General features: G+C 56.8%; 21 protein-coding genes. 10 read left to right on the top strand and 11 right to left on the bottom strand.

Going from position 1 to position 16,568, the window contains the following annotated elements:
• Window position 1 precedes the first annotated feature (1 nt).
• On the bottom strand, window positions 2–817 hold the full coding sequence (locus HUE57_RS06740; protein ID WP_236860699.1) for an MlaE family ABC transporter permease: 816 nt from the start codon (window positions 815–817) through the stop codon (window positions 2–4).
• Here HUE57_RS06740 and HUE57_RS06745 point away from each other — a divergent pair.
• Window positions 805–948, top strand: coding sequence for a hypothetical protein (locus tag HUE57_RS06745; protein ID WP_174672936.1), 144 nt, complete (start codon window positions 805–807; stop codon window positions 946–948). The genes HUE57_RS06740 and HUE57_RS06745 overlap by 13 nt on opposite strands.
• The gene (locus tag HUE57_RS06750; protein ID WP_174672937.1) at window positions 929–1,114 is read left to right on the top strand and encodes a hypothetical protein; all 186 of its coding nucleotides are present in this window, start codon (window positions 929–931) and stop codon (window positions 1,112–1,114) included. Before HUE57_RS06745 ends, HUE57_RS06750 begins: the two co-directional genes overlap by 20 nt.
• On the opposite strand, the gene HUE57_RS06755 is transcribed toward HUE57_RS06750, so the two are convergent.
• The 3 genes from HUE57_RS06755 to HUE57_RS06765 form a co-directional block, all read right to left on the bottom strand.
• On the bottom strand, window positions 1,056–1,409 hold the full coding sequence (locus HUE57_RS06755) for an STAS domain-containing protein (RefSeq protein WP_174672938.1): 354 nt from the start codon (window positions 1,407–1,409) through the stop codon (window positions 1,056–1,058). The genes HUE57_RS06750 and HUE57_RS06755 overlap by 59 nt on opposite strands.
• 10 nt (window positions 1,410–1,419) lie before the next feature.
• Window positions 1,420–2,724, bottom strand: a complete 1,305-nt coding sequence (locus HUE57_RS06760; protein ID WP_078484854.1) for a mechanosensitive ion channel family protein — start codon at window positions 2,722–2,724, stop codon at window positions 1,420–1,422.
• A gap of 130 nt (window positions 2,725–2,854) precedes the next feature.
• Entirely contained in the window at window positions 2,855–3,676 is an 822-nt protein-coding gene (locus HUE57_RS06765) for a spermine/spermidine synthase domain-containing protein (RefSeq protein ID WP_078484855.1), read from the bottom strand.
• Window positions 3,677–3,728: 52 nt separating this feature from the next.
• On the opposite strand from HUE57_RS06765, the gene HUE57_RS06770 reads away from it, so the two are divergent.
• The 3 genes from HUE57_RS06770 to HUE57_RS06780 are packed head-to-tail and all read left to right on the top strand — an operon-like array spanning window position 3,729 to window position 5,517.
• The gene (locus tag HUE57_RS06770; protein WP_078484856.1) at window positions 3,729–4,211 is read left to right on the top strand and encodes a YajQ family cyclic di-GMP-binding protein; all 483 of its coding nucleotides are present in this window, start codon (window positions 3,729–3,731) and stop codon (window positions 4,209–4,211) included.
• Window positions 4,204–4,905, top strand: coding sequence for a M48 family metallopeptidase (locus HUE57_RS06775; RefSeq protein ID WP_135622486.1), 702 nt, complete (start codon window positions 4,204–4,206; stop codon window positions 4,903–4,905). The genes HUE57_RS06770 and HUE57_RS06775 overlap by 8 nt, the downstream gene beginning before the upstream one ends.
• A gap of 12 nt (window positions 4,906–4,917) precedes the next feature.
• On the top strand, window positions 4,918–5,517 hold the full coding sequence (locus HUE57_RS06780) for a DNA-J related domain-containing protein (protein WP_078484858.1): 600 nt from the start codon (window positions 4,918–4,920) through the stop codon (window positions 5,515–5,517).
• A gap of 18 nt (window positions 5,518–5,535) precedes the next feature.
• Here HUE57_RS06780 and HUE57_RS06785 read toward each other — a convergent pair whose 3' ends face one another.
• A complete protein-coding gene (locus HUE57_RS06785; RefSeq protein ID WP_078484859.1) occupies window positions 5,536–6,693 on the bottom strand; it encodes a phospholipase D-like domain-containing protein in 1,158 nt (385 codons plus the stop codon).
• Window positions 6,694–6,908: 215 nt separating this feature from the next.
• On the opposite strand from HUE57_RS06785, the gene HUE57_RS06790 reads away from it, so the two are divergent.
• Genes HUE57_RS06790 through HUE57_RS06800 form a run of 3 tightly spaced genes read left to right on the top strand, consistent with a single transcriptional unit; the run spans window position 6,909 to window position 9,359 of the window.
• The gene (locus HUE57_RS06790) at window positions 6,909–7,379 is read left to right on the top strand and encodes a hypothetical protein (protein WP_174672939.1); all 471 of its coding nucleotides are present in this window, start codon (window positions 6,909–6,911) and stop codon (window positions 7,377–7,379) included.
• 1 nt (window position 7,380) lies between these two features.
• Window positions 7,381–8,754: a UDP-N-acetylmuramate:L-alanyl-gamma-D-glutamyl-meso-diaminopimelate ligase gene (gene mpl / locus HUE57_RS06795; RefSeq protein ID WP_078484861.1), complete on the top strand. Its 1,374-nt coding sequence runs from the start codon at window positions 7,381–7,383 to the stop codon at window positions 8,752–8,754.
• A gap of 23 nt (window positions 8,755–8,777) precedes the next feature.
• On the top strand, window positions 8,778–9,359 hold the full coding sequence (locus HUE57_RS06800) for a flavin prenyltransferase UbiX (RefSeq protein WP_078484865.1): 582 nt from the start codon (window positions 8,778–8,780) through the stop codon (window positions 9,357–9,359).
• On the opposite strand, the gene HUE57_RS06805 is transcribed toward HUE57_RS06800, so the two are convergent.
• Window positions 9,254–9,667 carry a hypothetical protein gene (locus tag HUE57_RS06805; RefSeq protein WP_174672940.1) on the bottom strand — a complete coding sequence of 138 codons (414 nt, stop codon included), beginning with the start codon at window positions 9,665–9,667 and terminating at the stop codon, window positions 9,254–9,256. The two genes, HUE57_RS06800 and HUE57_RS06805, sit on opposite strands and share 106 nt — an antisense overlap.
• Window positions 9,668–9,683: 16 nt before the next feature.
• Here HUE57_RS06805 and HUE57_RS06810 point away from each other — a divergent pair, with 16 nt between their 5' ends.
• The gene (locus HUE57_RS06810) at window positions 9,684–10,196 is read left to right on the top strand and encodes an LON peptidase substrate-binding domain-containing protein (protein WP_174672941.1); all 513 of its coding nucleotides are present in this window, start codon (window positions 9,684–9,686) and stop codon (window positions 10,194–10,196) included.
• A gap of 4 nt (window positions 10,197–10,200) precedes the next feature.
• Here the strand turns inward: HUE57_RS06810 and HUE57_RS06815 are convergent, their stop codons facing one another.
• From HUE57_RS06815 to HUE57_RS06830, 4 genes are all read right to left on the bottom strand, one after another.
• Window positions 10,201–10,521 carry a hypothetical protein gene (locus HUE57_RS06815; protein ID WP_078484863.1) on the bottom strand — a complete coding sequence of 107 codons (321 nt, stop codon included), beginning with the start codon at window positions 10,519–10,521 and terminating at the stop codon, window positions 10,201–10,203.
• A 151-nt stretch (window positions 10,522–10,672) separates the two neighbouring features.
• Entirely contained in the window at window positions 10,673–10,927 is a 255-nt protein-coding gene (locus tag HUE57_RS06820; RefSeq protein ID WP_174672942.1) for a hypothetical protein, read from the bottom strand.
• A 316-nt stretch (window positions 10,928–11,243) separates the two neighbouring features.
• Window positions 11,244–11,585: a hypothetical protein gene (locus HUE57_RS06825; RefSeq protein WP_135622604.1), complete on the bottom strand. Its 342-nt coding sequence runs from the start codon at window positions 11,583–11,585 to the stop codon at window positions 11,244–11,246.
• 133 nt (window positions 11,586–11,718) lie between these two features.
• Window positions 11,719–13,704: a bifunctional DedA family/phosphatase PAP2 family protein gene (locus HUE57_RS06830; RefSeq protein WP_172840405.1), complete on the bottom strand. Its 1,986-nt coding sequence runs from the start codon at window positions 13,702–13,704 to the stop codon at window positions 11,719–11,721.
• Window positions 13,705–13,943: 239 nt separating this feature from the next.
• Here HUE57_RS06830 and HUE57_RS06835 point away from each other — a divergent pair, with 239 nt between their 5' ends.
• Window positions 13,944–15,188 carry an HDOD domain-containing protein gene (locus HUE57_RS06835; protein WP_078485209.1) on the top strand — a complete coding sequence of 415 codons (1,245 nt, stop codon included), beginning with the start codon at window positions 13,944–13,946 and terminating at the stop codon, window positions 15,186–15,188.
• Window positions 15,189–15,250: 62 nt separating this feature from the next.
• On the opposite strand, the gene hemL is transcribed toward HUE57_RS06835, so the two are convergent.
• Entirely contained in the window at window positions 15,251–16,534 is a 1,284-nt protein-coding gene (gene hemL, locus HUE57_RS06840; protein ID WP_078483648.1) for a glutamate-1-semialdehyde 2,1-aminomutase, read from the bottom strand.
• Window positions 16,535–16,568 lie beyond the last annotated feature (34 nt).

Here is a 16,568-nt window from a genome sequence, read left to right on the forward strand (position 1 = left end):
CTCAGATCCTCAGCAGGCTGTAGATGACGGAGAAGATCGCATCGATCACGATCACCATAAAGATCGACTGCACCACGCTGACCGTGGTTTGCCGACCGACGCTCTCGGCGCTGCCGGTGACCTGAAAACCCTGGAAGCAGCCGACGATGGCAATGACCGCCGCAAACACGGGGGCCTTGGCGAGGCCGGTAAGAAATGAGGAGAGACTGACCGCCTCGCTCAGTCGATCGACAAAGGCGCTGGCACCGACACCCAGCTCGATATAGGCCATTAACATGCCACCGAGGATGCCGAGAATATCGGCGAAGATGGTTAGCAGTGGTAGGGCGATGATGAGCGCCAGTAGTTTTGGGATTACCAGCTGTTCAAGAGGTGCGATTCCCATAGTTCGCAGCGCGTCGATCTCCTCGGTCACCTTCATGGTGCCGATTTGTGCGGTGAAGGCGGAGCCGGAGCGGCCAGCAACGATGATTGCTGTCAGGAGCGGTGAGAGTTCGCGTAGCAGTGAGAGACTGACCAGATCGACAATAAATATGTTGGCGCCGAAACGTTGTAGCTGCACCGCACCCTGATAGGCGAGCACGATGCCGGTGAGGAATGAGAGCAGGCCGATGATCGGCAAGGCATCAAAACCGACCTCTTTGATGGTGGTGAGCAGCGCCTTAAATCGAATGCGAAGCGGGTTGAGAATTGCGCGCCAGAGCAGCAGACCAATCTCGCCGATGAACTCCAGCAGCGAGGTGTCGATCTGTAAATGGTGGTAGAACTCACGACCGATGCGTCGAGTCGCTATTTTGCGAAAGTTTGTTTTGGGCATCAAGCCCAAGCAAACAGCAAAACTTAACGCGACCATTTATGCCTACGGCGCCCCGACCGATCCTGCGTTCGTTGCGTAATCACCTCTTCGCGGCTCTACACAACTCCCTCAGTGACTCTACGCCGACATAAAGCCGCTGCTGCATCTTCTTCGTCGTCCGCTCGCGCTCTCAACTACGAATATGCAGACGGCGTCGACTATCGCGGACTAACCGCCTTCGCTTCGCTATCCATGGCGGTCAGCGTTCGAGTAGGCCTATCTCAACGGGATGAGGGGGCTCTACCGATTCGCTGCTAATTAACTCTATCAGTGTGGTGTGGGCCTGTTGCATGCCCTGTAGTTCGATCCTGTAGCCGCTCTTCTCGAACTGCATCAGCGTGCGTTTCAATAACCAGGCCCCGGCGGTGTCGAGCCGTTCTATTGCGCTGGCATTCAGGGTGGTTGAGCGCCGATCAGGCTGCCAGCCGGCTGCCAGCTTTTTCTCGAGCCTGTCGATATGGTGGACATCCCATCGACCGCTGGCATGAATTACACCCCCCTCTTCGTTGAGAGAGGCGATAGTTCCGCTGTTGAGAGGCGGTGTCGGCTGCATCGTCGTTTAACTACTCGCTGCTCGCGCTGACATGACCAGAACGGATATGCAGATCGCGCTGTGGGTAGGGAATGGTGATCTGTTGTGTCTTGAAACGTCGCCAGATCTCGAGGTTGAGGTCGGAGCGTACATTGCCCACCCCATTTTGTGGATCGTTGATCCAGATACGTAACTGTAGCTCGATACCGCTGTCGCCAAAGCTTATCAAGCGACTCACCGGAGGAGGGTCTTTCAATACTCGGGGGTGTTCCAACGCCGCTTCGATCATCGTTGCCATCGCCTGTTCTGGATCATCGTCGTAGCCGATCGAGACCGGCAGTTTGATGCGTACATCGGGATCGCTGTGACTCCAGTTGATCACCTCGGTGGTGATCAGGTTCTCGTTCGGGATCAACGTCTCGACACCATCACGATCACGAATCACCACATAACGTGCGCGCAGCTCCTGTACCCAGCCGAAGCTACCGCCGATGGTGATGGTATCGCCGGGACGTATTGAACGGTCGAAGATCAGGATGAAACCGCTGATGAAATTGCTGGCGATACGCTGCAGACCAAAGCCGAGTCCTACACCGAGTGCACCACCAAAGACGGTCAGTGCGGTGAGGTCGATGCCAACACTGTTCAGCGCTATCAGCATCGCCAGGGTGAGGAGGAAGAATTTGCTGAACTTGGTCAGGCCAACACGCATGCCGGGGCTGAGATTGCCGGCACGGCTAACGACTCGTTCTATCAGCTTTGATAGCCATAGCGCCAAAATCAGAAACAGGCCGATCGAAAGCAGCAGCTTCATCGTCGAGAGCAGAGAGACGCGCGTTGTCCCCACCGTGATGGCGATGCCGTCGAGTGCATCCAGTACTCCCGGTAGCAGACCAAGGAGATGCAGGGCGACAACGACCCACACCAGTGTGCTGACCACGCTCTCCCAAGCCTTTAGTGCCGGTCCGGGACGCAGCACCATGCGCAGTGAATAGAAGGTAAGGCGAATCGCTGCCAGAGAGAGCATCAGCGGTACGACGATATCGAGCAGTGGTGCCGCGCCGCCAAACTGCTCTAGAATTGCCCGCCCGGTCATTACCAGCAGCAGGGTGGCAAAGGGGAAGACCAGGCGCTGGGTGCCACGCAGGGTGATGCGGCGCAGTCGATGCTCGCGGGTCTCCTTAATGGTTAGGTCGAGATAGTGGACCCAGCGATAGTGGAGCAGACGGGCCAGCAGCAGCGACAGAATGATAATAGAGAGCTGGATGGCCACCTGAGTGGTCGCGATCAGTCCCAGGTAGTGTTGTGTTGTAGTAATGAGTGATTCGAAATCCATAGTGTTTTTCTTTTATTAGAACTCCGTCTGCTCGAGAGTCTGGTTACTGATGAGCATAGTGGATAACACCGCTCAGCTCCCTCTCTGTTATGTGATCAAGCTTATCGACTGTCTGTGTTCCGGTCGAGACTCAGCTGAACAGGCGTGAAAAGAGCGAAAGGTTATGACGGCGCAGATCGCGCAGAAAGATGCCAAAGGGGAGTTCAAGCTGCTGCTCCATCACCGCTGCCCGTTGTCTTGCCGTGCGCAGATTTCCGGTCTGCGGATTGCGATAGGCGAGGGCGATGATGTTGCCGCGTCCCTTCACTGGAAGGCGCAGGCAGTGGCCGTTAAAGCATTCTCGGATCGCCAGCAGTGACTGCTCGAGGCGACTGGCGTGGCTGCTCCAGAGATTGATACTCATCACACCTTGCTCCGAGAGTGCCTGATGGCACTGTTGAAAGAAGTGGGTTCCATCGGTCGCATCGTCCATGCCGTCGTCATGGTAGGCGTCTACTAACAGTAGGTCGTAAGAGGCGCGGCAGTTGCGAATAAAATCGCTGCCATCACCCAGGTAGATATTGAGCTTGTCGTCATCGGGGAGTTGAAAGAAGCGTTTCGCGGCGGCGATCACATCGCTGCGCTTCTCCACCACATCGATCTCACTGTCGGGATAGTGGTGGCGCAGAAAGTGGAGCAGTGAGCCGCCGCCAAGTCCGATCAGAGCGATGTTCGCTGGGGCTGGCTGGAAAAGAAGTGCGCTCATCATGGCCGCGGTGTAGGCGAGCTGCAGCTGTTCCGGGCGTGAAATATCTAGAGTGCTCTGTTTGGCGCTACTGCCAAAGTGGAGCGAGCGGGTAACACCCTCCTCGACCACCTCAATCAGGCCATCGTCGTCCATTCCCTGGAAAATTACTGTTCCGCCATAACGTCGCATTGCGTCATTGTAACGCGGCAGTGATTGACGCTGCACGGGGTGCGTTTTATGGTTCCCCCATCTTGAAGATTGGTTGAGGAGTAGGTAGATGCCTTCGTTTGATGTTGTTTCTGAAGTTGATATGCATGAACTGACCAATGCGGTCGATCAGGCCAACCGCGAGGTCGGTACCCGTTACGATTTTAAGGGTAAGGACGCCAAGTTCGAGCTCTCCGATGCGGTTGTTACGCTCAAAGGCGAAAGCACCTTCCAGCTACAGCAGATGGTCGATATCTTCTACCAGAAGGCCTCCAAACGCAGTATCGATATCGGTGCCTTTGAGCAGGGCCCGGCGGAGACGGTCGGTATGGGTGCTCAACAGAAGCTCACCGTACGTCAGGGGCTCGATAAGGAGCAGGCGAAGAAGGTGGTCAAACTGATCAAGGACAAAAAGCTCAAGGTTCAGGCGCAGATTCAGGGTGAGCAGGTGCGAGTTACCGGTAAGAAACGTGACGATCTACAGAGCGTGATGGCGATGCTGCGCGAGGCAAAACTCGATCAGCCGCTGCAGTACAACAACTTCCGTGACTAAAACGGCTATCCAACCCGATTACGATGTGCGTCGTAGTCCACGGGCTCGGCGTATGCGTATCACCGTCTCATCGTTGGGTAAGGTTGAGGTGGTGGTGCCGAAGGGTGTCGCGGCGCGCCATATCGAGCCCTTTGTCGATCAACATCAGCAGTGGATCGCACAGGCGGTTGCCAGGGTCGCCTCAGCGCGTAGCGCCTGTGGTGAGATGCTCAGCGGTATTCCTGAACAGATTGAACTGCGAGCCCTTAATGAGTGCTGGCCGATCGAGCAGCGTGATGGCGAACGATCATCGGCGCGTGAACTGAACGGAAAACTGCTGCTCAGCGGTGCGGATGAGGCGAGTTGTTTTGCGGCGTTACAGCGCTGGAACAGCCGCAAGGCACAGGCGCACCTGCTGCCGTGGCTGGCCGAGGTGAGTCGCGAAATCGATCTTCCCTATAGCGGGGTGACGATTCGAGGGCAGAAGAGTCGCTGGGGTAGCTGCAGCAGTCGCGGCAATATCTCACTTAATCGAAAATTGCTGTTTCTACCCGCTGAGCTGGTTGAATACCTCTTCGTTCATGAGCTTTGCCACACGGTGCACGCCAACCACTCCCGCCACTTCTGGGCGCTGGTCGAGGAGAAGATGCCCGACTATCGAAACCGAGAGGGTAGTCTGCGTGGGGCGATGTGTTACGTCCCACACTGGGCCTGAAACGCTCATCCCGTGCACCATTCGATCGAAGCGAGTTATCAACGGCTAAGACTGCCGATTCTGGAGCTGTTGCAAGAGCATCCAGAGGGGATTAGTGAGTACGATCTGCTCGGTGCGCTTGAGGCAGAGGGTGTCGCCAATATGGGTCGTGCGGCGTTGCGCGATAATCTCACCATGTTTCAGGTCCACTTTCTGCTCTTTCACCTTCTCTATCGTCTACGCGGAGAAGTTCGTGAAGAGGGTGGCTTAGATCTCGTTATCGAGTGTCTGGCCATAAAGCTGTTCAGCACCGAAACGGAAGATAGCGCTACGAATCAACAGCTGCCCGTCTCACATGACCCGCTCGAGGCGTACTATCTCGATCTGCAGAACTTTGAGGCGAGTACCGAGGAGATCGATGCGCTGATTGAGGGGTTCTGGTGTCGTTATGCGGCCATTGATCGACGTGCAGAAGCCTTAGCGGTGCTGGGGCTTGAGATCGATGCAGAGCGAGATGCGATCAAACGACGCTATCGTCAGCTGGCAATGCAGCACCACCCTGATCGGGGGGGCGATAAGGCGCAGCTGCAGATGATCAACGCGGCGATGGCGTTACTGAAAGAGGCGGGTTGAAGCGGTTTCTGCGGGTGGCTAGTCGCGCCGGCGACGTCTGAGGCGGCTGAGGGAAGTACGGTCTAACCACTTGTCGATCATGCCCCAGAACCACTCCTGTAGACGATTAAAGCGTGAGCGCTGCTGCCACTGTTCAAGAGTGATCTCAATGCTCTGGGCAAAGTCCTGTTCGAACAGTTCGGTGACCTTCTGGCTGAACTCGCCATCTTCCACCTCCTGATTAGCCTCCAGGTTCCAGCGCAGGTTCCAACGATCGATATTGCTGGAGCCAACCGAGACCCAGTCGTCGCTCAACATCAGTTTTGTGTGTAGAAAGCGTGGCTGGTACTCGAAGATCCGCACCCCGCTGTGCAGTAGCCGACTGAAAAAACGTCGCCCGGCATGGCGTACCGAAGGGTGGTCAGTCTTTGGACCCGGTAGTAGCAGTCGAACATCACAGTCGCTATCAGCGGCGTAGCGCAGAGCACGTCGGATCTTCCACGGTGGCACGAAGTAGGCAGTTGAGAGCCAGACTCGCTCTCTGGCGTGACGAATATGGTTGATTGCCGAGCGCTTGATCTCCTGCCGTGTTGGTCGTGCCACCGTTACACGCCCGAGCTGGTGTCCACTCTGCGCTGCCGCTGTTGGCAAAGCATATGGAAGTTGATCGCCATGGCGCTGCCAGTTCTGCGTGAAGAGGTCGTGCCAATCATCAACTACCGGGCCCTCAATGCGCACCATTACCTCGTGCCAGTAGTTTTTGTCCAGGCCGGGATCAAAATAGTCGGTAATTCCGGTGCCACCGGTATAGGCAACTTTCGTGTCGATCAGCAGCAGCTTACGGTGGTCACGAAACAGATTGCGACGGTACTTGCCGTAGTGGAGCGGATTGTAGAAACGGAGTGTGCACTTCTCCTGAAGACGTTCACGATCACTGCGCTGCAGTTTGCGTGCACCGAAGTCATCGAGAAGCAGGAAGATGGCAACGCCACGCTCGGCGGCATCACAGAGTAGTTCGATCATCTGGCTGGCGAGCGTGCCCGACTCAAACAGGTAGAGCTCCAGCAGGATGGTCTCGGTAGCGGCCGCGATATCCTTCATCATCGCCGGGAAGAAACGGTTGCCGTCGATCAGCAGCTCGAAGCGATTGCCGCTACGCTGCGGATAGCTGAACTTGCGTGCGCCGTGAATATTCATCTGCTCAGTGCTGCTCAATCTTAATTATGGTTATCGGTCCAAGCATAGCGTCTGCGCGGTGATCGCGGTACCGCCAGAGTGTTTAGAATCGGAGAAACAGCAGGTATCATCCAAGCTCTATAATGATGCTATCTAACAAAGGATATCTGCACGCTGTGACCGGGCTACTCACTCTCTATTTCAATCTCTGCCGACTTCGAGTTGGACCGCAGGATGTGCCTGCCTCAAATTTCCTGCTCTCCCTGCTGATAATGTTCTATCTAGTGGTGGTGGGCATAAAGGCCATGCTGGTGATACCGGACATCAATCTTCTCACTGCGGCGGCCCAGAGTGGCCTTGATGTGGTTTTGCTGTCGCTCTTTACCTGGACGGTACTTGCGACCAAGAATCTGGGCGAACGTTTTGTGCAGACCCTATCGGCGCTGGTCGGTGCAAAGTGCCTGTTGGAGATTGTCAGTATTCCCGTTGTCTGGACGATCATGCAGGGTGGTGAGGGAGAGGGAAGCAGCATTGCATTTCTGCTCCTGATTATCTTCTCCATCTGGCTGCTGGCGGTGTTGGGACACATCTTCCGGCATGCGCTCTCGGTCGGCATGGCGACAGGTGTCTTTGTGACCATCGGTTACCTGCTCTTCTCCACGGCCGTCACCTTCAAATTCTTTCCACCTCCCGCGGTGAGTGGCTGATATGCATATCCATATCCTCGGAATCTGTGGTGCCTTCATGGGTGGTGTGGCGTTGCTGGCCAGAGAGGCGGGTTACAGTGTCAGCGGTTCCGATGCCAACGTCTACCCGCCGATGAGCACCCAGCTTGAGGAGCAGGGGATCGTGCTGCACGAGGGTTACGATAGCGAGCCGCTCGACCCTGCACCTGATCTGATTGTCGTAGGTAATGCGATGAGCCGTGGCAACCCAGCGGTTGAATATATGCTCGATCGCGGCCTTCCCTACATCTCAGGTCCTGCCTTCCTTGCCGACTATGTACTGCGTGATCACTGGGTGCTGGCAGTGGCCGGAACCCACGGCAAGACCACCACCTCCAGCATGCTCGCGGCGATACTCGACTACGCCAAGCTCGAACCCGGTTTTCTGATCGGTGGTGTTCCCGGTAATTTCGGGCTCTCGGCGCGTCTTGGCAATAAACCCTTCTTTGTCGTCGAGGCGGACGAGTACGACACCGCCTTCTTCGATAAACGCTCCAAGTTTGTTCACTACCGACCGCGTACCCTGATCCTCAATAACCTTGAGTATGACCACGCCGATATCTTCCCCGATCTCGATGCGATCAAACGCCAGTTCCACCACCTGCTGCGCACCGTTCCAGGTAATGGGCTGGTGCTGAGCAACAGCGCCGAACCACACCTCGATGAGGTACTCGAGATGGGCTGCTGGACACCGCAGGAGTCGTTCGCACTGCAGAGTGAGACGGGGTGGGGTACTGCCGATATCGCCCCCGATGGTTCCAGTTTTGATGTCACCCTCGACGGAGAGCGGGTAGGACGGATCGAGTGGTCACAGAGTGGACTGCACAACGTCGCCAATGCGCTTGCGGCCATCGGTGCCGCGCGCCACGCTGGCGTGCCGGTCGAACACGCTATCGAGGGGTTGAATCAGTTTGCCGGTGTAAAGCGGCGTATGGAGCTGCGTGCGAAAATCAACGACATCGCCATCTATGACGACTTTGCTCACCATCCCACCGCGATCTCAACAACCCTGGAGGGTGTGCGCGGACGCATTGGCGAGGGACGCATCTTCGCGGTGCTCGAACCGCGCTCCAATACCATGCGTATGGGGGTTCATCGAGAGGCGCTGGCCGATTCGCTCAAAGAGGCAGACCGCATCTTCATCTTCCATCCGCAGGATCTCGACTGGCCGCTGGCCGAGGCGATGTCCTCGCTGGGTGATCGAGTTGAGATCAGCGACGAGGTCGATACGCTGGTCGATTGGGTCGCCGCCGCCGCGATGCCGGATGATCAAATTATTGTGATGAGTAATGGCGGCTTTGGCGATATCCATGAACGCCTCGCCGTGGCATTGGCAGAAGCGGGAGAGGTGCAGTGAGTCGTCGTGCAATCGCCGTTGCAATGACCGGTGCCTCCGGTGCCCCCTACGGCCTGCGCCTACTGCAGTTGCTGCTGGAGGCGGGTGAGACGGTCTATCTGATGCTCTCCGATGCGGGGCGGTTGGTGCTCGATATGGAGTCGGGGCTGAAGCTCTCGTCGGCGAGCAAGGAGGCGGAGCAGCAGCTCTGTTCTCACTTCGATGTTGAGCCGGGACAGCTGCAGCTGTTTGGTAAGCAGCAGTGGATGGCGCCGGTGGCCAGTGGCACCAACCCGCCGCGGGCGATGGTGGTCTGCCCCTGCAGTGCTGGGACGCTCGCTTCAATCGCAATGGGATTGAGTGACAACCTGATTGAGCGTGCCGCCGATGTGATGCTCAAGGAGCGGCGCAAGTTGATTCTGGTGCCGCGTGAGATGCCGCTCTCTGAGATCCATCTGGAGAATATGCTCAAATTGGCGCGCATGGGGGCGATAATCATGCCGCCCAGCCCCGGCTTCTATCAGCAGCCGCAGACGATCGATGATCTGGTCGACTTTGTGGTGGCACGTATCCTCGACCATCTTGATATCGACCATGCGCTGCAGGCGCGTTGGGGCGAATCATAACTGCGGGGTATGGGCGTGCCGAAGATTCCACTCTTTCCGCCGCTGACCGCCATGGATAGCGAAGCGAAGGCGGTTAGTCCGCGATAGTCGACGCCGTCTGCATATTCGTAGTTGAGAGCGTGAGCGAACGACGGAGAAGATGCAGCAGCGGCTTTATGTCGGCGTAGAGTCACTGAGGGAGTTGTGTAGAGCCGCGAAGAGGTGATTACGCAACGTACGCAGGACGGTCGGGGCGCCGTAGGCATAAACGGTCGCGTTAAGTATTTGCCGCTTGCTTGGGCTTGGATGCCCAAAACATGCTTCCGCAAAAATAGCGACTCCCCGATGCATACCGTCCTTTTCCCTGGTGGGCCGTTACCGCTACGAATCTTCGAGCAGCGCTACATCGACATGGTGCGCGATGCGATCAAAGACGAAAGCGGTATCGGTATCTGTCTGATCAGCGATGGTAGCGAAGTAGGTGGTGCTGCCAACATTCACCCCATCGGGACGCTAAGTAAGATCAGCTACTGGCACCGTCGTGCCGATGGCCTGCTCGGAATTACGGTGACCGGCGAGCAGCGTTTCAGGGTGTTAGAGAAGTCAGTGGCCGGCAACCAGTTGATGCTGGCGGAGGTGGTGCTGATTCCCAATGAGTCACCAAGTGCGCTTGAATCTATCTATCAACCGCTTGTCGATCGGCTACGCGATATCATCGAACAGCTCGGCCACCCCTTCATCACCCTGGAGAAGTGTTACGACGATGCTTCATGGGTGGGTGCTCGTCTGACCGAACTCTCACACCTGCCACTCTCAACCAAGCAGCAGCTGCAGTCGTTGCTTCAACGTACCAATTAACCGGCTAGCAGAAACGACCTACCTGAATTACGGGAACACCACCGGGTGTGCCGCTGCGGAAGTCATTGGATGCCATGACATCGAGTGCATCATCCTCTTCAACCGAGGCCGATACATGGGTTGGAACAGCGTTCCAGCTTCCACCGTAGAGGTCTGACCCGTAGAGATCACCACCTCCGCTGTGCAGAGTGCCGGTCTCAATCGGCGTCATATCGTTGAGAATGGTGCCGTGACTGTCGGTGTCGTTAAAACGATCGGGTTGGCAGGCGGCAAATGAGGCCGATGAGAAGAGAGTTAGTGCTGCTAGTGCAAGAATCTGTTTCATGATGGCTCTCCTGTTAGTTATCTATCACTAACCTGGGAATGAGTCCCTGGTAGTAATAAGACCGCGCGGTTCGTTGCAATATTTCAGCGCAGTGCGCGGTTCGGTGGTCGGGAGCTAACAGGGGGATTATCAACTCCCGACCTGATTGGGTTCAGCAGACGTTTGAGAATTTCATCGTTGGGTGGTTGTTCCTGCGATCACCGCGCCTGTCGAGCTGCGCAACGGTCTCTACCCCTGGTTTGTCGACATCGAACAGCACTGTGCCGTACATGTCGCTATCGTTAGAGAAGCGGCTGTCGTTCATTGGTGGGTGGTTGTTAAGGGCATAACGTCCCTGAGAGTGATCGCGGTCTGCGGTTGAGGCCACGCGGTTCTGCTCAACATCGAACAGGATACTGCCGTACATATCACCACCGGCCTGGATTGGCCCGGAACTGATCTGTGAAGCATCGATATGGCATGCCAGTGATGCTGATGAGAAGAGTGAGAGTGCTGCAAGGGCAAAAATCTTTTCATGACGTCTCTCCCGTGGTGTTGAAGTAACGTAGGTGGCTGATTCGGTCGATCGTCAACATTCGTCGCTTGAGTGCGGTGGCAGCTCTGCTGCCAGATTGCGATGACGAATCATGGTGCACCCAATTGGGAGATACCGGCAGGGCTCTCCTCTTTAGTAACGGCTCAGCTCGGAAGGGGCCAATTCCCCTCCCGAGGAGCCATCCTACCTAACAGACCTTGGTAGTCGGTTTGTTCAGGTCGTAGATGACGCTGGCGTACTGGTCGCCTTCACCCATCACCTCGTTATCGCGTGTTGCCATCTGCTGGGTTGAGTCGATGCGGTCTTTGCGAATGTCGACGAAGATGCTGCCGTACTCATCGCCCTGACCCAGATCGAGGTCGCTAGCGGCGGTATTTGGAATGGATTTGATGTTGCCCTCTTCAATGTCGTTAAAGACGCTACCGTACATGTCGCTATCGGGGTGGGAGTCGCCGGTCAGGTCGCAGTGCGCGGCGAGAGAGGCGGTGGAAAACAGGGATAATGCTACTAATGCTATTAAGTTTTTCATGATGGCTCTCCTTACAAATTCCGTATGCACCAGATGCGGCGTATACGATTTGCTTACATATAGTAGACCGTTATGGTCGGGTAATTATTGCAGCGGGGCGCAGATAAAAAGTTTCTATAAAGCCGGGTTGAAACTAATCGCTAAATAGCAGAATAGGCGTAGGGTTTTCAGTGGCTATAGGGTCATCATTTCGTCCCAGTAGCCGCTGAATCTGTTCGACGGTTGGCAAAAAGGTTCGATCGGTGCGTAGGAATGTGAAAAGCCAGCGGTGGTTGATCTGCTGGCGGGAGAGTGCTCCAAGCCAGAGTGGTTGAGCGCTATCGCCGATCTCGACACCCGTTGACCAGAGGCGCAGTACATAGTGACCATCGCCCTGTCGGTTGGGACGGATAAGGGCAAGTGTTTCGTACTTTCCGGCGTGTACCTTGGGTGAGAGCGGCAACTGCTCCAGGCTGGGGTCTGCTGAGAGCCATAGCAGTGCAGTGCGAGGTGTGAGTTCGACCGGATGTTGCCAACCCGCATTCAGTAGCGTTGCTTCGATTTTATCGAGCTCACCACGCCACTGAATCTGCATCGGTTCCTCTCGACGGTTGCGCAGATCGTGACGCCAGGCGGGCAGCAGCTGCCACTGATCGTTGAGCCACGCCTGCTGTTGCCAGACAGCCCGTTCTTCCTGAGCGGCATATCGCTCAAGATCACTGCTGTGGCGTAGACCAATGTTGATCGCTGCCGAGATGATTAGCATGACGGCGGTGAGTGAGAGGAGCGGGCGCAGCGGTAGCCTGGTTGCCGGATGGCGGCGATAGGCAAGTCCGATGATGGCGACCCAGCCGAGTCCGAGTGCAATCCCCCCAGCCACATCACTCAACCAGTGAGCGCCAAGATAGAGGCGTGAAAGTGCGATCGGGGTGATGAGCAGGCCAGCCGCCAGGTAGGCCCAGAGTCGGCGAGAGGCGGTCAGTTCCCGTGCGATAAGTACTGCGAGAAAGCCGTAGATCACGACACTCATGGTGGTATGGCCGCTGGGAAAGGAGAAGCTGGAGAGACCATCGTAGATCTCAATCGGTCGCGGAATCTGCAGGCTCCATTTCAAAACGTTGGTTGCAGCAATACCGAACAGGATCGCGGCCATCCAGTGGGCAGCGGCCGAGTAGTAACGCCGATAGAGCATCCAGGCAAACAGGGTGATGGAGAGCGGCAGGTAGACGGTGCTGTCGCCCAGCTCTGTCGTTGCCACCATTAAGGTGTTGAAGAGTGGCGTGCGGTGGTCCTGGAAAAAGTGAAACACTATCTGATCGAGTGCGCTCGGTTCGGGTGCTCCGATCACCACACTCAACAACATGAAGAAGCCGCTGGCGGAGGCGAGAATAATCAGGGCCAGATAGAAGAGTGCCTGTGGCTCGGGGTGGTTTGGATCGATCAGCGCGTTACTGAAGCGGCCAATGCGGGGGTGGTTGTGACCCCAATCCCAGAGGCGCTGGGCGTAGTAACCGGTGAGTGGCTCGAGTGTGCGATAGAGCCGGCGTACCAGCCACAGGACAAACCAGAGGGTAAAGAGCAGGGTGAGCAGCAGCAGGGTCAGACGCCCGGCGACCTCACTGGCCAGCTCCAGCGAGGCACCGAAGAGGGTGCCCGGCAGGATATAGGCGGGTGCCCAGGCAAGGGCGGAGAGCACGTTGATGGTGAGAAAACGCTGAGTCGGCATGTTGAGCATCCCGGCAACCGCAGGAATGATGGGGCGCACCGGGCCGACAAATCGGCCGATCAGGATGCTCTTGCCACCATGACGGTGAAAAAAGCTAATGCCGCGGGCGAGTAGCCTGGGGTGGTTGCGGAAGGGCCAGATCACCTTCAGACGCATGTGGTAGTGGCGTCCGAGCCAGAAGCTGATGCCATCACCGATAATGGCGCCCGCTGCGGTCCAGGCGAGTGTCGGCCAGAGTGGCAGGATCTGAAGGCCGACCAGGGTGCCGATAGCAAAGAGCAGGAATGCACCCGGCACAATCAAACCAACGATTGCCAATGATTCACTGCAGGCGATCAGAAAGACGATGAGCCCGGCCCAACCGGGATGAGCGGTTAACCAGTCGAGCAGTGGTTGTAGGTCGGTAAGGTTCACAATTCCGATTTTAGCGTTATATGTTAGATGCGGCCGCATTATTAATCGAATGGGTGTGAGCGATAGCACGGTTTAATAGTCGCATCGTTGCGTTGCGAGCTGTTTGTTGATCGATGGCAACTACGGCGTGTCTGGTTGTCTAATTTGTTAACAATTGCCTTGTTTTTGCTGCAATTGATGGGCATGCTGAGCCACAATTTAGCATTGGTTTGAGACGATTTTTGTAAAGGAATATCTATATGAGCACAAAATTGTTGGCTGAGGATATGGCGCTGTTTCAGCGTCTGCTCCCAATCAGGGATCTCCCCCCCACAACGATTGCTGATCTGGCCGAAAAGGTGGCGGTGTTTGAGTACCCCGAAAAACGTCCACTCTTTAAGCTGGGTGATCAGGATGGCGAGAGCTACTACCTGCTCAGTGGCGAGGTGGAGCTTGAGGGTGGGGGTGTCTACGAGGTGATCAGCGCGGGTTCTGGTGCGGCGCTGCTACCACTTGCCCACGATATGCCTCGTGCAGTGACCGCAACCACCAGGGGTACGGTGCGTTTCTTTCATATCAACAACAATCTGCTTGAGATCGCGATGGCTGGCGATAGCAGTGGTGGTATGGAGGTGGAGGAGATCTCCGATGAGGATGAGACGGTCGAGAGCCAGCTCTTTCTTGAGATCTACCGTGAATATATGGAGGGGACGCTGCAACTGCCGACCCTTCCAGAACTGGCGCTGAGGGTTCGCCGTGCGGTTAATGATCCTGAGAAGTCGCTCGCCGATGTGGCCAAGATTATCCAGTCCGATCAGGCAATCACCGGTCGTCTGATTGAGGTCGCCAACAGCCCGATCTACCGCAGTGAGGTCTCGGCCAACAGCTGCATGGCTGCGATTCGTCGACTGGGTCTCGATAATACCCGTGATCTGGTCACCACCTTTGCCATGAAGCAGCTCTTCAAGGCGGACAACAAGGTGCTGGCCAAACGGATGAAGGAGCTCTGGAGTCACAGTACCCACGTTGCAGCGATCAGTGCGGTGCTGGCCGATATGACCCCCTCGCTCAACGCCGATCGCGCCCTGCTGGCAGGACTGATCCACGATATCGGTGTGCTGGCGATCTATGGTTATGTCGCAGAACGTCCCGAGCTACTCAGCAATGAACAGGAGCTTGATGACGCCGTTGAGCATCTGCGTGGTCAGGTCGGTGCGATGGTGCTGCGCAAGTGGTTCTTCGCCAGTGATCTGGTCACCGTGGTGCTCGAGGCGGAGAACTACGACTACGACTCCGAGTTTGGTCCCGACTACGCCGATGTGGTGCTGGTTTCACAGCTGCATAGCTACTTCGGTACGCCTAAAGCGAGTGGGCTACCACCGCTGTTTGAACGCCCCGCCTTCGGCAAGCTGCCACTCAGTCAGCTCGGACCAGAGAAAAGCATCGAGGCGCTTAAAGAAGCACGTAAGAATATCGACGAGATGCGCCGCCTGCTGGGTGGTTGATCAACACCCCTGCCATAAAAGGCCGCCCAGTGGACGGCCTTTTTGTGGTTGCAGATTAAGACTTAGAGGGTCGCCAGTACCCGGCCCGCGGCCTCTATGGTAGCATCGAGATCTTCGTCGGTGTGCATACTGGAGACGAAGCCTGCTTCGAAGGCGGAGGGTGCCAGATAGACTCCCTCGTTGAGCATGCCGTGGAAGAAGAGTTTGAAGCGGTCGGCGTTGCTCTTCTCTACCGCCTGGCTGTAGGAGGTGATCTTCTGCTCTTCGGTGAAGAAGAGGCCAAACATACCGCCGACATGGTTCTCGCTCATCGCTACTCCCTTCTCCTTTGCCTGCGCCATGATGCCAGCGACCAGCTTCTCGACCTTGGTGCTAATCCCCTCATAGAACCCTGGCTGTTCGATCAGCTTCATGGTGGCAAGTCCTGCGGCCATCGCCACCGGATTACCGGAGAGGGTGCCCGCCTGGTAGACAGGTCCGAGGGGGGAGATCTTCTCCATGATTTCGCGTTTACCGCCGAAGGCGCCGACTGGCATGCCTCCACCGACCACCTTACCGAGCGTGGTCATGTCGGGTTTGATGCCGTAGTGGCCCTGTGCGCCGCCGAGTGAGATGCGGAAGCCGGTCATCACCTCATCAAAAATCAGCACGGTGCCGAACTCGTCACATACCTCGCGCAGGGTCTCTAGGAAGCCGGGGGCGGGTGGGATGCAGTTCATGTTGCCGGCGACCGGTTCGACGATAATGCAGGCGATCTGGAAGCCGTGTTTTTTGAACGCCTCGCGGACCGCATCGGCATCGTTGTAGGCGAGGGTCATGGTGTGTTCGGCGAGTGATGCAGGCACGCCGGGAGAACTCGGCTCACCGAGGGTGAGCATGCCGGAGCCCGCCTTCACCAGCAGTGAGTCGGAGTGGCCGTGGTAGCACCCCTCGAACTTCACGATGGTGTCACGGCCGGTGTAGCCACGCGCCAGACGGATAGCGCTCATGGTCGCCTCGGTGCCGGAGCTGACCATGCGCACCATATCCATTGAGGGAACCAGGCTGACCAGCTTGTCGGCCATCTCGGTCTCGAGCATGGTGGGGGCGCCGAAGCTGAGGCCGTTGGCTGCTGTCTCCTGTACCGCCTTGATAACTTCGGGATGGGCGTGTCCGGCGATCATCGGGCCCCAGGAGGCGACGTAATCGATGTAGCGGTTGCCACTCTCGGAGTAGGTGTAGGCCCCTTCGCCGCGCTGGATAAACAGTGGCTCGCCACCCACCCCCTTGAAGGCGCGGACTGGTGAGTTCACGCCACCGGGGATATGTTTCTGGGCTGCTTCGAAGAGTTCGTGTGAGTGGGCCATGGTTATTCCTTATCGCTCTCTAAAGTGAATAGGT

Origin of the sequence: Candidatus Reidiella endopervernicosa (assembly GCF_013343005.1) — a bacterium.
In the GTDB taxonomy this organism is placed as follows: Bacteria; Pseudomonadota; Gammaproteobacteria.

Bases quoted from the DNA above. Each gene is read 5' to 3' on its own strand.
- HUE57_RS06785 (WP_078484859.1), bottom strand. From the start codon at position 6,693: ATGAATATTCACGGCGCACGCAAGTTCAGCTATCCGCAGCGTAGCGGC.
- HUE57_RS06755 (WP_174672938.1), bottom strand. From the start codon at position 1,409: ATGCAGCCGACACCGCCTCTCAACAGCGGAACTATCGCCTCTCTCAAC.
- hemL (WP_078483648.1), bottom strand. From the start codon at position 16,534: ATGGCCCACTCACACGAACTCTTCGAAGCAGCCCAGAAACATATCCCC.
- HUE57_RS06740 (WP_236860699.1), bottom strand. From the start codon at position 817: ATGCCCAAAACAAACTTTCGCAAAATAGCGACTCGACGCATCGGTCGT.
- HUE57_RS06770 (WP_078484856.1), top strand. From the start codon at position 3,729: ATGCCTTCGTTTGATGTTGTTTCTGAAGTTGATATGCATGAACTGACC.
- HUE57_RS06820 (WP_174672942.1), bottom strand. From the start codon at position 10,927: ATGTACGGCAGTATCCTGTTCGATGTTGAGCAGAACCGCGTGGCCTCA.
- HUE57_RS06800 (WP_078484865.1), top strand. From the start codon at position 8,778: ATGACCGGTGCCTCCGGTGCCCCCTACGGCCTGCGCCTACTGCAGTTG.
- HUE57_RS06815 (WP_078484863.1), bottom strand. From the start codon at position 10,521: ATGAAACAGATTCTTGCACTAGCAGCACTAACTCTCTTCTCATCGGCC.
- HUE57_RS06760 (WP_078484854.1), bottom strand. From the start codon at position 2,724: ATGGATTTCGAATCACTCATTACTACAACACAACACTACCTGGGACTG.
- mpl (WP_078484861.1), top strand. From the start codon at position 7,381: ATGCATATCCATATCCTCGGAATCTGTGGTGCCTTCATGGGTGGTGTG.
- HUE57_RS06810 (WP_174672941.1), top strand. From the start codon at position 9,684: ATGCATACCGTCCTTTTCCCTGGTGGGCCGTTACCGCTACGAATCTTC.
- HUE57_RS06835 (WP_078485209.1), top strand. From the start codon at position 13,944: ATGAGCACAAAATTGTTGGCTGAGGATATGGCGCTGTTTCAGCGTCTG.
- HUE57_RS06825 (WP_135622604.1), bottom strand. From the start codon at position 11,585: ATGAAAAACTTAATAGCATTAGTAGCATTATCCCTGTTTTCCACCGCC.